Origin of the sequence: Nocardia sp. GCM10030253 (assembly GCF_042675075.1) — a bacterium.
Taxonomy (GTDB): domain Bacteria; phylum Actinomycetota; class Actinomycetes; order Mycobacteriales; family Mycobacteriaceae; genus Nocardia.
Window position 1 is genome coordinate 207,402 of sequence record NZ_JBHTDL010000007.1, and the last position, 13,245, is coordinate 220,646.

A 13,245-nucleotide genomic window follows, 5' to 3' on the forward strand; every position below is an offset into this window, starting at 1 on the left:
CTCACGCAGGGCGCCCACCGCGCCGACTGCTGCACGCGCTCACGCTATCGGCTCCCACCGACACCTGACCCGAACCGTAGTTCCCGGTGCCGGTGGGCCGCTCTCAGGCGTTGAAGTACTTCGCTTCCGGATGCAGCAGCACGAACGCGTCGGTCGACTGCTCCGGGTGCAACTGCAGTTCCTCCGAGAGGACAACGCCGATGCGACCGGCTTCCAGCAGGTCCACCAGCTTCGCGCGATCTTCCAACTCGGGGCAGGCGCCGTAGCCGAAGGAGTAGCGGGCGCCACGGTAGCCGAGCTTGAAGTAGTCCTGCACATCCGCCGGGTCGGAGTCGGCGACCGCATGCCCTTCGAGAACCAGCTCTTCGCGGACGCGGCGGTGCCAGTATTCGGCCAGCGCCTCGGTGAGCTGCACGCCGATGCCGTGTACCTCGAGGTAGTCGCGGTAGTTGTCGGCGGCGAACAGTTCGTTGGCGAAGTCCGCGATCGGCTGGCCCATGGTGACCAGCTGGAACGGCAGCACATCCACCTCACCGATCTGCTTCGCCTGCTCGCGGGAGCGGATGAAGTCGGCGATGCAGAGGAAACGGTCGCGCTGCTGACGCGGGAAGGTAAACCGGTACCTTTCCCGCGCATCCGGACTCGGCTCGGTCAGCACGATGACATCGTCACCGTCGGACACGGCGGGGAAGTACCCGTACACCAACGCGGCATGCTGCAGTACGCCCTCGGTGCTGAGGCGGTCGAGCCAGTACCGCAGCCGCGGCCTGCCCTCGGTCTCCACCAGTTCCTCGTAGCTGGGCCCCTCGCCGCCGCGCTGACCGCGCAGGCCCCACTGGCCCAGGAACAGGGCGCGCTCGTCGAGCAGCCCCGAATATTCGTGCAGCGAGAGGCCTTTCACCACGCGGGTGCCCCAGAACGGCGGCACCGGCACCGGCAGATCCGCGGCAACGTCGGAGCGGGCGGGCACCTCGACCGGCACCTCCACCGCCTTGCGCTGTTCGGCGATGCGCTTGGACCGCTCGTGGCGCGCCTTGCGTTCGGCGGCCTTCTCTCGTTCCGCGATCGCCTCGGGGCTGTCGGGGTCGATGCCGCCGCCGCGCTTGCGGGTCATGATGTCGTCCATCAGCCGCAGGCCCTCGAACGCGTCGCGGGCGTAGTGCACGTCGCCCTCGTACACCTCGGTCAGATCGTTCTCGACATAGCCGCGGGTCAGCGCCGCGCCGCCGAGCAGCACCGGGAACTGCTCGGCCACGCCCTTGGCGTTGAGCTCCTGCAGGTTCTCCTTCATCACCACCGTCGACTTCACCAGCAGCCCGGACATGCCGATCACGTCCGCCTTCTTGTCGACGGCCGCGTCCAGGATGGTCGCGATGGGCTGCTTGATGCCGAGGTTCACTACCTCGTAGCCGTTGTTCGACAGGATGATGTCGACCAGGTTCTTGCCGATGTCGTGCACATCGCCCTTGACGGTTGCCAGCACGATGCGGCCCTTACCGCTGTCGTCGGTGGCCTCCATATGCGGCTCGAGGTGCGCGACGGCCGCCTTCATCACCTCGGCCGACTGGAGTACGAACGGCAGCTGCATCTGACCGGAGCCGAAGAGCTCACCGACCGTCTTCATGCCCGACAGCAGCGTTTCGTTGATGATTTGTAGTGGCGGCACTTCCAGCATCGCCGCGTTCAGATCGTCCTCCATGCCGTTGCGCTCGCCGTCCACGATGCGCCGGGCGAGGCGCTCGAACAGCGGCAGCGCGGCCATTTCCTCGGCGCGGGACGCGCGCGAGGACGACGTCGACACGCCCTCGAACAGCCCCATCAGCTTCTGCAGCGGGTCGTAATCCTCACTGCGGCGGTCGTACACCAGATCCAGTGCCGTTTCCCGCTGCTCGTCGGGGATGCGCGCCATCGGCAGGATCTTCGAGGCGTGCACAATCGCGGAATCCAGTCCGGCCTGGACGCATTCGTGCATGAACACCGAGTTCAGCACCTGCCGGGCCGCAGGGTTCAAGCCGAAGGAGATGTTCGACAGGCCGAGGGTGGTCTGCACCTCGGGGTGCTTGCTCTTGAGCAGCCGGATCGCCTCGATGGTTTCGATGCCGTCGCGGCGCGACTCCTCCTGACCGGTGCCGAGGGTAAAGGTCAGCGTGTCGATGATGATGTCGCTCTCGAGCACACCCCAGTTGCCGGTGATATCGGCGATGAGCCGCTCGGCGATGGCCACCTTGGTCTCGGCGGTGCGGGCCTGGCCCTCCTCGTCGATGGTCAGCGCGACGACGGCGGCGCCGTGCTCGGCGACCAGCTTCATCGTCTGCTGGAAGCGCGATTCGGGGCCGTCGCCGTCCTCGTAGTTCACCGAGTTGACCGCGCAGCGGCCACCCAGATGCTCCAGACCCGCCTGCAGCACCGGAGTTTCGGTGGAGTCGAGCATGATCGGCAGCGTCGATGCCGTGGCCAGCCGACTGGCAAGGGCCTCCATGTCTTTGGTGCCGTCGCGGCCGACGTAGTCGACGCACAGGTCGAGCATGTGCGCGCCGTCGCGGGTCTGGTCCTTGGCGATGTCCAGGCACTTCTGCCAGTCCTCGGCGAGCATCGCGTCACGGAAGGCCTTCGAGCCGTTGGCATTCGTGCGCTCGCCGATCATCAGAATGCTGGCGTCCTGCTCGAACGGCACCGCGGTGTACATGCTCGACACGCTCGGCTCATGCGCGGGCGTGCGGCGGGCATCGATCGGCGGCAGCGTCGATTCGACCTCGCGCACCGCTGCGGTGACCTGACGGATGTGCTCGGGTGTGGTGCCGCAGCAGCCGCCGACCAGCGCGAGCCCGAACTCGGAGACGAAGCCGCGCAACGCGATTGCCAGTTCTTCCGGCGTCAACGGGTACTCCGCGCCGTTCGCACCCAGGATCGGAAGGCCCGCGTTCGGCATCACCGACACCGGCACCTTGGCGTGCCGGGACAGGTGGCGCAGATGCTCGCTCATCTCGTCCGGGCCGGTCGCGCAGTTCAACCCGATCATGTCGATGCCGAGCGGTTCCAGCGCCGTCAGCGCCGCGCCGATCTCGCTGCCGACCAGCATGGTGCCGGTGGTCTCCACCGTGACGTGGGTGATGATCGGAATCCGCCTGCCCAGCTTCGCCATCGCGTGCTGGCTGCCGATGATCGCGGCCTTTACCTGCAGCAGGTCCTGGCAGGTCTCGATCAGAATCGCGTCGGCACCGCCGTCGAGCATGCCGAGTGCGGCCTCACCGTAGGCATCGCGCAGCGTGACGTAAGGGGCATGCCCCAGTGTGGGCAGCTTGGTGCCGGGTCCCATCGAACCGAGCACATACCGCGGGGTGCCGTCGGCGCTCGGCCCCATCTCGTCGGCGACCTCGCGGGCCAGCCGGGTGCCACGCTCGGACAGATCACGAATCCGGTCCGAGATGTCGTAGTCGGCCAGGTTCGGCAGGTTGCAGCCGAAGGTATTGGTCTCGACCGCGTCCGCGCCCGCCTCGAAGTAGGCGCGGTGAATACTGCGCAGCACATCCGGGCGGGTGTCGTTGAGGATTTCGTTGCAGCCCTCGAGGCCGCGAAAATCGTCGAGCGTGAGGTCCGCCGCCTGCAACATGGTGCCCATCGCGCCATCGCCGATGACAACACGCCGGCTGAGCGTGTCGAGAAGCGTGGTGTCGAACTCGGCGGGAATGGACGCAGACATGCGCTCAAGCGTAGAGGGCCGGTGCGACAAACCGACCAGCAGCTACAAGGAGCGCCGTGCGGCGTGTGCCACACCACACAACCCACAATCCCCCGCACACGACCCACGGCCACGACCACGACCCGAGTCCCGACGTGCCGCCGCCCACACGACCACTGTGCGTCCAACAAAGCCGCTGGCTTCGCCCCCACCGGCCACACTCGCCACACTCGCCACGACACCGTCTTCCGAGCGAAGCGAGACCGAGCACTAGAGTTCGCGGCCCGGCTCGCTTCCGAGCGGGCGAAGCGCATGCGCCGAAGGCGCGAGTCTCGCCCGCTCGGAAGCGGGCCCAAGGGGGCCGCGAACACGCAGCGCCGAAGGCGCTGCCAAAACCAACACTGCCGTAGGCTGACCGGGGTGAACTCCAGTGAATCCCCGGTGTCACCCGAGCCGGAACTGCCCACTTTGCGGGATCCGGTGCTCGTCGCCGCCTTCGAGGGCTGGAATGACGCGGGTGACGCGGCCAGTGGCGCCGTCGAGCATCTGGAACTGATCTGGGATGCCGAGCCGCTGGCCGAACTCGATTCCGAGGACTACTACGACTATCAGGTCAATCGGCCGACGGTGCGTCAGGTCGACGGCGTTACCAGGGAAATCCAGTGGCCCTCGACCATGCTGTCGGTGTGTTCGCCGCCGGGAAGCGATCGCGACATCGTGCTGTTGCGCGGCATCGAGCCGAACATGCGCTGGCGCAGCTTCTGCTCGGACCTGCTCGAGTTCATCGAGCAGCTCGGTGTACAGACCGTCGTCATTCTCGGTGCACTGCTCGCCGACACACCACACACCCGCCCGGTCCCCGTGACCGGCTCCGCCTATAGCAAGGAAGCGGCCGAGCGGTTCAATCTGGAACAGACCCGCTACGAAGGTCCCACCGGAATCACCGGCGTGCTGCAGGATCAGTGCGTGAAGGCGGGCGTGCCCGCGGTGTCGTTCTGGGCTGCGGTCCCGCACTATGTCTCGCAGCCGCCGAATCCGAAGGCGACCATCGCACTACTGCACCGCGTCGAGGACGTGCTCGACATCGAAGTGCCGCTCGGTGAACTGCCCAAGCAGGCCGAGGACTGGGAGGTCGCGGTCAACGAGATGACCGTCGGCGACGACGAGATCAGCGAGTACGTGCGTTCACTCGAGGAACGTGGCGACGCGGCAGTCGATTTGAACGACGCGATGGCCAAGATCGATGGCGACGCCATTGCCGCCGAGTTCGAAAAGTACCTGCGCAGGCGTGGTCCTGGCAGCTTCGGACTGTAATCGCCGTAGCCTTAGCACAGTTCACCGAATATTCGCCGTGGGGCCACTTGTTGGTGAGGAAAGGCTTCCCACATAGACTTTTGCGGTGACTATTTCCCCGATCGTCGCGCACCTTCGCAGCTACGACGACCGGATCGCCGTCCTCTGCTCTCGATCTCCTTCGGCGGGTGTCACAGCAGCGGAATCGGTGGCGGATGGTTTGCGGCGGGTCACCTATGCGCAGCTGGCGACGCTCGTCGAGGAGTACGCGACGCGACTGGGACAGCACCGGCGGCTCGTCGCGCTCGCGGCGCGCAACGACATCGATTCGCTGGTCGCGTATCTCGGCGCGCTCAGCGCGGGTTGCGTTGTGCTGCTCGCCGCCGAGGTCACCGAAGAATTGCTGGACACCTATGATCCGGACGTCGTCGTCGACGCGGGTGTACCGCTCCCGCGCCGCTCGGGCTCGGCACACGACCTGCACCCGGACCTCGCTCTGCTGCTGAGCACTTCGGGATCGACCGGTTCACCGAAGCTGGTGCGCCTCTCCACAGCGAACCTGATGTCGAACGCGTACGCCATCGCCGAGTATCTGGCCATCGGCCCCGACGACCGCGCCGCCACCACGTTGCCGATGTTCTACTGCTACGGGCTTTCGGTCGTGCACAGCTATCTCTTGCGCGGTGCGAGCCTACTGCTGACCGAACTGTCCGTGCTCGACGACGAATTCTGGGATCAGGTCCGCAGTCACCGCGTCACGTCCTTCGCCGCTGTCCCTTACACGATCGACCTGCTCGACCGCGTCGGATTCGACCGGATGCGGTTGCCCGATCTGCGCTACATCACGCAGGCGGGCGGGCGCCTGGCCCCGGAGCGGGTGCGCGAGTACGCACAGCTCGGAGCGCGATCCGGCTGGGACTTCTTCGTCATGTACGGCCAGACCGAGGCGACCGCCCGGATGGCATACCTGCCGCCCGGGCTCGCCGCGGAGCATCCGGATTGCATCGGCGTGCCGATCCCCGGTGGGCGATTCACTTTGGAGAAAGTAGACGGCGACACCGCCGAGGAGCTCGTCTATCACGGCCCCAACGTGATGATGGGTTACGCGCGGTGCCCAGGCGATCTCGCGCTCGGCCACACCGTCGAGGCGTTGCGCACCGGCGACCTGGCCCGCCGAACCTCCGACGGCCTGTATCAGGTGGTGGGCAGACGCAGTCGGTTCGCGAAGATCTTCGGCCTGCGCATAGACCTGCAGCGGCTCGAATCCCGTTTGTCCGCAGCGGGATTCACGACCAGCTGCACCGAAAGCGGGGACCACCTCGTGGTCGCGGCCGAACGCTGTCCGAACTCCCGCGCGAACTCCGATATCACCGCCACCGCGGCCCGGCTCTCCGGACTGCCCGCCGCCGCCATCCGCACCTGCCCGGTCGACGAACTGCCTCGACTGGCCAACGGAAAGCCGGACTATCCGGCCATCCGCAACCTGCCTACCACCGCACCGGCCGCCACCCGAGACATCCGCGCCCTCTACGCCGAGGCACTCGACCTGGATCCCGCGCTGATCCGAGCCGACAGCACCTTCGTCGACCTCGGCGGCAACTCGCTCACCTACGTGACGACCTCGGCACGCCTCGAGCGCGCACTCGGCAGACTCCCCACCGACTGGCCTGAGCTCACCGTCGCCGAGCTCGAACGAATCCCGCGCGGCAACACCACGTTCGGCCGCGCCCTCGACACCTCGACGCTGCTGCGTGCGATCGGAATCGTGTTGATCGCCGGATCGCACATCGGCATCTTCATTCTGTGGGGCGGCGCGCACGTGCTGCTCGCCGTGGCGGGCTTCAATTTCGCTCGCTTCGCGGTGACCGCGGCGCCGCGGGAGGAACGGGCGCGCCATGCGCTGCGCACCGTCGCCCTGATCGCGATACCGACCGCGGGTTGGGTTGCGCTGACGCTGCTGTTCTCCGACTACTACGGCTGGCAGAACGTGTTGCTACTCAACAAGATTCTCGGGCCGCACGACAGCGACACCGCCGGGCACCTGTGGTTCATCGAGGTGCTGGTGCTGTTCATGGTCGCGGCCGCGTTACTGATTCGCGTCCCGTTCCTCGACGTGCTCGAGCGGCGCGATCCGTTCTGGTTCGCGATGGCGCTGGTCGGGGTCACATTGCTGTTCCGCGTCCAACCGTTCGGCTTGTACTCGGCGCACGATGTGCCCTTCTCGCCGCTGGCCTGCTGGTTCTTCGCCCTGGGCTGGGCGGCCGCGAAGGCGCGCACGATCCGGCAGCGGCTACTGGTGAGCGCAGTGATGCTGGCGTCGGTGCCGGGCTACTTCGACGTCCCCGATGTCGCGATTCCCGATCGGGAGCGCCTCGTCATGGCGGGGCTGCTGCTGTTGTTCTGGCTACCCGCAGTGCGGGTACCGGCGCTCATCGCCGCCGTCGCGGCGGTGCTGGCCGACAGCTCGCTGTTCGTCTACCTGCTGCACTGGCAGGTGTATCCGCTCTTCGGGCAACACCATGTCGCGGCGCTGCTCGCCTCGCTCGTGGCCGGTGTGATCGCTACGAGGATGGTGGCTGGTCTGCGGCGATGGTCAGGTCTCGAGAGTCAGGACTTGGGCCGCCGCCTCCTGCGCCAGTTTCGCGATCAGAATGTCTCGCGGAATCGTCTGGCCGGCAAAGTGATCGAGTGACGGCACCACCACGTGGTGTGCGTCGGCACGCTTGAGCTCCTGTGTCAGCTCGACCAAGGCCGTGCCGTCACCTGAGGTCGATTCATGGAACGTTGCGGCGAAGCAGAGCCCTTCCGAGCGGGCAAGGGTGCGTAGTGCATCCTCGAGCTCTTCGCTGTGGCCGTCGGCCAGATCGTCACGCAAGTATCCATAGATCAACGCTTCCACCCGAACCTCCGTTGGATTGGGGATCGCTGTTCTCTAATGTGGATCTCCCCTGACGGGGTACTGCGTTCCTGCAAGAGCAGATGTTCTTGCATTCGGAGCCCGGCAAACTCTCCGCGCCCATACCCAGCATGTAGGACGACATACTGCGAATGCAGCTGTCAACCCAGTGACATCTATATGCCCTATCCCGGCCACTGAGCGTTAACTGGTGCGATACTACAGACGTGGCCGCTGGAGACGATCGACCCGTCTGGGCTGTCCGGATGCGTTCCGAGCGCGATGCGCGGGGGTGGTCACAAGCGGATGCCGTCCGCGTGATGCGCCTCAAGTCATCCCACAACTTGCCGACAGACAGTACACTCCTGCGTAACTGGCGTCGCTGGGAATCGGGCGAGTCACGTCCGGATGATTTCTATGCCCCTATCATCGCCGCCGCCTTCGATACGGTGACCGCGGCGTTCTTCCCCAAGGCAAGGCCGAACCGGGACGACGAACTACTCTCCGCCACCGGCATGGACACCCTTGAATTCATCGGCAGGCTGCGGATGTCGGATGTCTCCACCGCCACCCTCGACGCCATCCGCATCACCGCCGAGCGGCTGTGTTGCGAGTACCCCTACGCAGACCCACACGACCTGCACACCGAGGGAACCGCATGGTTGCGGCGCATCACCTCGTTGCTCGACGGCCGCCTGACATTGTTGCAACATCGGGAAATACTCGTGCTTGCCGGATGGGTCGCGCTGCTGGTCGGTTGCGTGGACTACGACCTGGGCCGTCGCACCACCGCGGAGGCGACCCGCCGCGCCGCGCACTCACTCGGCCAGGAAGCCGAAAGTGCCGAAATCATCGGCTGGAGTGCGGAAATGGCGGCCTGGTTCGCCCTCACCCAGGGCAACTACCGCGGCGCCATCGATGCCGTCGACCCGGCGCTGGCGACCAGCAAGAACCTCGGCGTCGGCGTCCAGTTGTGCGCACAACGTGCGAAGGCGTTGGCTCGCCTCGGCGAGCGCCGGGAGGTCGAGGCCTCCCTCGACGAGGGCCGAGCTATCTTGGAGCGACTCGACCATCCCTCCAATCTGGACAACCATTTCGTCGTCGACCCGAACAAGTTCGACTTCTACGCGATGGATTGCTGCCGTGTCGCGAGCGAGAACCCACGCGCCGAATCCTATGCCAGGGAAGTAATCCGCAACTCCACCCGCGCCGACGGCAGCATCCGCAACCCGATGCGGGTGTCCGAAGCCCGCCTGACCCTGGCCGTGGTCGCCGTGCGCGACCGCGACCTGGAGTTGGCGCTGGACGAAGGCATGCGGGCCTTCGCGGGAAAACGCCGTTCGCTGCCCTCGCTGATGTGGATCGCGGGCGAGGCAGCCCGCGAAATCATCGAGCGCTTCCCCGGCGACCCGCGCACCCTGGTGTATCTCGACAAGCTGAGGTCGCTCGCGGCCGAGTGATCATTCGCCAGTTGGCACAGGCTGATTCGACCTGGCATTCGGTTCCGGACGGCCGGTCAGGGCCGGCCGATGAATCGATCGTGACCGCCGAGCGGTGTTCAGCGCGGCATCTGCTGGTGCGCCAACCAGCGCGAGGTGCTCGGCAAGAACGTCAGCACCAGCATGGCCACATTGAACGCGACCCCGATCAGGCCGATCAGCGTCAGGTCCACGCTCACCGAGACCGGCATGTCGTCGACGGCGACATGGTTGTAGCTGGCGACACTCGTGATTACCGAGATGGCAAGGGTGCCAACACCACCCACTCCGATCAGGATGCGCGCGACATTCTTGCGCAGGAACATCGAGATCCCGCCGATCAACAGCACGATCGCGAATACCACTGCGACTAATAGCAGTATCTGGATCTTGCGCCAGAAGCCGGTCGGATCGAAGTCGGGATCGGTGTTGAGAAACGGGATCGCGATGGCTCCGAATACACCCCGCAGCCCACCGAGGACAGCAAGGATGGCAGCGAAGATCGCGGTAACGGCGCTGGGCCCGGCCTGGAGCGGTGGCGGCGTCGGATATTGCGGAGCTGCTGCGTAAGCCGGGTAAGGGGGCCGCTGGAACTGAGGGTCGGTCATCTGCTACTCCAAATCTGGTGCCTAACGGAGTGCTTCGAGCCCTCCCGGCCCAGACCACCCCCCGAATCGTGACCCGCACAGACACTCATCGAACCAGGAGAAGTGTCTCGCGTGATCGCGATCTCTGTAGGATACCGGCACCGGCCTCCGAGAGCCCCGCCACCTCGCACAACCCCGTGGCGAACGCACGCAAACCGGACACAGCCACGCCGAATGGGGGTCGTTCTTGTAGGCGGCGACCACCCCGCTACTACCCTGTTCCCGGTGACCGACTCCGTCGACGGCTTGCCGAGTGCCGCACCCGCGCTGTGGGATGAGCGGCTGCGGCTGTTTTCCTTCGCTACCGCTGAGAAGCGGGCCGAGTACTTGTGGGTGTTGCGGGCGTTCGACAGTGCTCGGGCGGCGTATGTGGTGTTGCTCCATGCCGACGATGTGGCCGAGTGGATCGACCGCAATGGGGGACGTCCGCAGGCGGCGCTGATCGAGGGCGACGGGCAATTGGATGTGCCGCGGCTGACGGGGGCCGAGATCGGGCCGCTGCTGGACCAGTTACACCAGTGGGGGGTGCTCGAGCGCAGCTACGACGGGACGCGCGCTGCCACGCTGGCCGAGTATCGCAATCGGCACTACGTCTATCAGCTCACTCAGGCGGGCTTCCAGGCCTACCGCGCGGTCGCGGGTGTGCTGGAGTCCCGGTTGGACGAGGCTTCGTTGTCGCGACTGGTGCTGCCGGAACTGTTGGCCGATCTGCACGCTCTTGCCGAGGCCAATCGGGCCGGTGACGCGGAGCGCGTCTATCGGACACTGCGGCGGCTCGATGCCACCTTGTCGGATATGGCCGCGCGGGCCGCGCACTTCTACCTTTCACTCGGCGACATGGTGCGCACCACCGAGATCACCCCGGAGTCGTTTCTCGCGCACAAGGACGCCCTGCTCGCGCACATGCGGGATTTCAGCATGGATCTCGCTCGCTTCGCACCACGGCTGGCTGCCGCCATCGGGGAGATCGAGGAGACGGGCGCGGACGATCTCGTCGAGCGGGCGGCAAGTTGCGATGAGCGGGTGTTGTTGAGTCTTGTCGAACGGCAAGCCGATTGGCGTGCTCGGTGGCATGGGTTGCGGACCTGGTTCGTCGCGGCGGCGGCCGAATCCGGCGAGTCGTCCTCGACCGAGGCGGATCGGCTGCGGGAGGCGACCATGAGTGCCATCGCCGCGGTGTTGTCGCTGTTGCGGCGGGTGACCGAGACGCGCCGGGGTGGCGTCAGCCGGGAGTCGGCGTTGCGGCACCTGGCAGGCTGGTTCACCGCCGCGCCGACAACCGACAGTGCGCACGCGCTGTTCGATGCCGTGTTCGGTTTGGGCAGGCCGCGGCATTTGGCCTTGGAGCATCCCGACGCGGAGTTGATTCCGGCGGCCCGATCCTGGTGGGAGGCACCGCCGCTGGAGATTTCGCGGACCCTGGCCGAGACCGGTAGACCGCCGACGGCGGGCGCTCCTGCTCGAATTCAGCGCAATGACGCGGGGATTCGGCGATTGCGGGAGGCGCAGCTGGATGCGCAGCGGGCGCGGGCGGAGGCCGCGAAGTCCCTTGCCGCCGCGGATGTGCACGACCGGGTGCTGGATGAACGGGAGACCGAGGTGTTGCTGCGGTTGCTCGACGCGGCCTCGACGGCGTGGGTGCCGGTCAGCGGGCGGGTAGACGGGACGACGGGGTCCGATAGCGGGGTCACGCTCACGGTGTCGGAGCATTCGGGCTCGACAGTGGTGCGCACCGCGCGCGGGTTGCTGCACCTGAACAATCGCAAGCTCGACGTCCGGCAAACGACCCGGGCACGCACGTCTGCCGGAAAGTCCGAAGCACGCGGGAGCCGCGCATGATCCACGCACGCCGTATCGAACCGCTCGCACTGGACAACTACCAGCGGGCTGCCCGGGTGATTCTGGCGAACCACCTGGTGACCAGGACGTACCCGGATCGGATCGCGCTGCCGTTGATCCGCCGCTGGGCCACCGAGTTGCGGGAAGACCTCGCCGAGTTGTTCGGCTACCGGTTGGAGGTCACCGAGACCACGGCGCGGGTATTCCCGGTGATCGACCGGCTCGATGCGGGCAAGCCGGCCCGCACCGTCACCGACCGCATCTTCGATCGCCGCCGCTACGCCTACCTCGCGCTGGCGCTGGCCGCACTCGGCCGCGCCGGAGACCAGATCACGTTGTCGGAGTTGGCCGATCAGGTCGCCGCCTACACCGGCAGGGTCGACGGACTCAAGCTCGCTCCGGACCGCGCCGCGGATCGCGATGCCTTCGTCGACGCGGTCGGCTGGCTCGCCGCACGCGGCGCACTGACACTCGCCGACGGTGACGCGGGCGGTTGGGCCGCCGACCCGGAAGCGGGTGAGGCGCTCTACGACATCGACCGCCCTGTGGTGTTCGCGCTGTTCCGTCCGCCACGCGCATTGCAGCACCTGCACAGCGTGGAAGGGTTGCTCACCGAGGACGCGATGGCCCATCCGGCGGGCCCCGCGCATGCGTCCGACAGTGCCCGGCGAGTGCGCAGGACGCTCGTCGAACGTCCGGTCGTCTACGCCGAGGACCTCGCCACCGACGAGCGCCCACTGCTGGTCCAGGACCGTGTTGTCGCGGATGTGGAACTGTTCACCGGTCTGCGCGCCGAACGCCGCGCGGAAGGCGTCGCGCTCATCGATATCTCCGGGCGTCTCTCGGATGTCAGGTTCCCCGGCACCGGAACCCTGGCCCAGGTGGCACTGCTGCTGGTCGGTGAGATCGCCGATCGGGTGCTCGACATCGATAACCCGGTACCGCAACGGCCGAACGCCACCGACCCCGCTACCGCGTTGGCAGCGCAACTCGACGATGCCATCCCGGCATCCACTGTCTTCGTCCCCCTCGCCGATCTGCCGTCGACGGATTTCGTTGCGGGCGAGTCGAATTCGGTGGAGCACGATCCCGACGACGCGCCGGAGGAAGTGACCTACCCGTTCATCGACTCGTCCTGGGTGCGCGAAACAGTCCAGGCACTGACCGACCGCTACGGCCTCACCTTCGCCGCGCAATGGCAGGCCGACGTCCCCGGCCTGACGACCGAAGTCGTCGCGCTGCTGGAACGCCTGCGCCTGATCCGAGCGGTCGACGACGGGCTGATCATTCTGCCCGCCCTGGCCCGCTATCGCGGCGCGGTCGTCACGGTGCGGACCAAGCGAACCGCGGAACTCTTCGTCACCGCCTCCGACACCATCGGGGCCGACAGCGTTGGTACGGAAGGGATATAGA

8 protein-coding genes are annotated in these 13,245 nt (G+C 66.6%); 5 read left to right on the forward strand and 3 right to left on the reverse strand.

The window, feature by feature from the left end; translation table 11 throughout:
• Window positions 1-103: 103 nt before the first annotated feature.
• Window positions 104-3,700, reverse strand: a complete 3,597-nt coding sequence (metH, locus tag ACFQZZ_RS17020; RefSeq protein WP_378681044.1) for a methionine synthase — start codon at window positions 3,698-3,700, stop codon at window positions 104-106.
• 390 nt (window positions 3,701-4,090) lie between these two features.
• Here metH and ACFQZZ_RS17025 point away from each other — a divergent pair, with 390 nt between their 5' ends.
• Window positions 4,091-4,993 (forward strand): PAC2 family protein, encoded by a 903-nt coding sequence (locus ACFQZZ_RS17025; RefSeq protein WP_378681844.1) that lies wholly within the window; start codon window positions 4,091-4,093, stop codon window positions 4,991-4,993.
• A gap of 85 nt (window positions 4,994-5,078) precedes the next feature.
• Entirely contained in the window at window positions 5,079-7,664 is a 2,586-nt protein-coding gene (locus ACFQZZ_RS17030) for an AMP-binding protein (RefSeq protein WP_378681047.1), read from the forward strand.
• Here the strand turns inward: ACFQZZ_RS17030 and ACFQZZ_RS17035 are convergent.
• Window positions 7,566-7,871: a hypothetical protein gene (locus ACFQZZ_RS17035; RefSeq protein ID WP_378681050.1), complete on the reverse strand. Its 306-nt coding sequence runs from the start codon at window positions 7,869-7,871 to the stop codon at window positions 7,566-7,568. The two genes, ACFQZZ_RS17030 and ACFQZZ_RS17035, sit on opposite strands and share 99 nt — an antisense overlap.
• Before the next feature lie 341 nt (window positions 7,872-8,212).
• Here ACFQZZ_RS17035 and ACFQZZ_RS17040 point away from each other — a divergent pair, with 341 nt between their 5' ends.
• A complete protein-coding gene (locus ACFQZZ_RS17040; protein WP_378681052.1) occupies window positions 8,213-9,328 on the forward strand; it encodes an XRE family transcriptional regulator in 1,116 nt (371 codons plus the stop codon).
• A 98-nt stretch (window positions 9,329-9,426) separates the two neighbouring features.
• Here ACFQZZ_RS17040 and ACFQZZ_RS17045 read toward each other — a convergent pair whose 3' ends face one another.
• Window positions 9,427-9,954 carry a hypothetical protein gene (locus ACFQZZ_RS17045; RefSeq protein ID WP_378681054.1) on the reverse strand — a complete coding sequence of 176 codons (528 nt, stop codon included), beginning with the start codon at window positions 9,952-9,954 and terminating at the stop codon, window positions 9,427-9,429.
• 321 nt (window positions 9,955-10,275) lie between these two features.
• Here ACFQZZ_RS17045 and ACFQZZ_RS17050 point away from each other — a divergent pair, with 321 nt between their 5' ends.
• A complete protein-coding gene (locus ACFQZZ_RS17050) occupies window positions 10,276-11,832 on the forward strand; it encodes a TIGR02677 family protein (RefSeq protein ID WP_378681847.1) in 1,557 nt (518 codons plus the stop codon).
• Window positions 11,832-13,244 carry a TIGR02678 family protein gene (locus tag ACFQZZ_RS17055; protein WP_378681849.1) on the forward strand — a complete coding sequence of 471 codons (1,413 nt, stop codon included), beginning with the start codon at window positions 11,832-11,834 and terminating at the stop codon, window positions 13,242-13,244. The genes ACFQZZ_RS17050 and ACFQZZ_RS17055 overlap by 1 nt, the downstream gene beginning before the upstream one ends.
• Window position 13,245 lies beyond the last annotated feature (1 nt).

What these genes read in the sequence shown, in the direction of transcription:
- metH (WP_378681044.1), bottom strand. Translation starts at nt 3,700, where the DNA reads ATGTCTGCGTCCATTCCCGCCGAGTTCGACACCACGCTTCTCGACACG.
- ACFQZZ_RS17045 (WP_378681054.1), bottom strand. Translation starts at nt 9,954, where the DNA reads ATGACCGACCCTCAGTTCCAGCGGCCCCCTTACCCGGCTTACGCAGCA.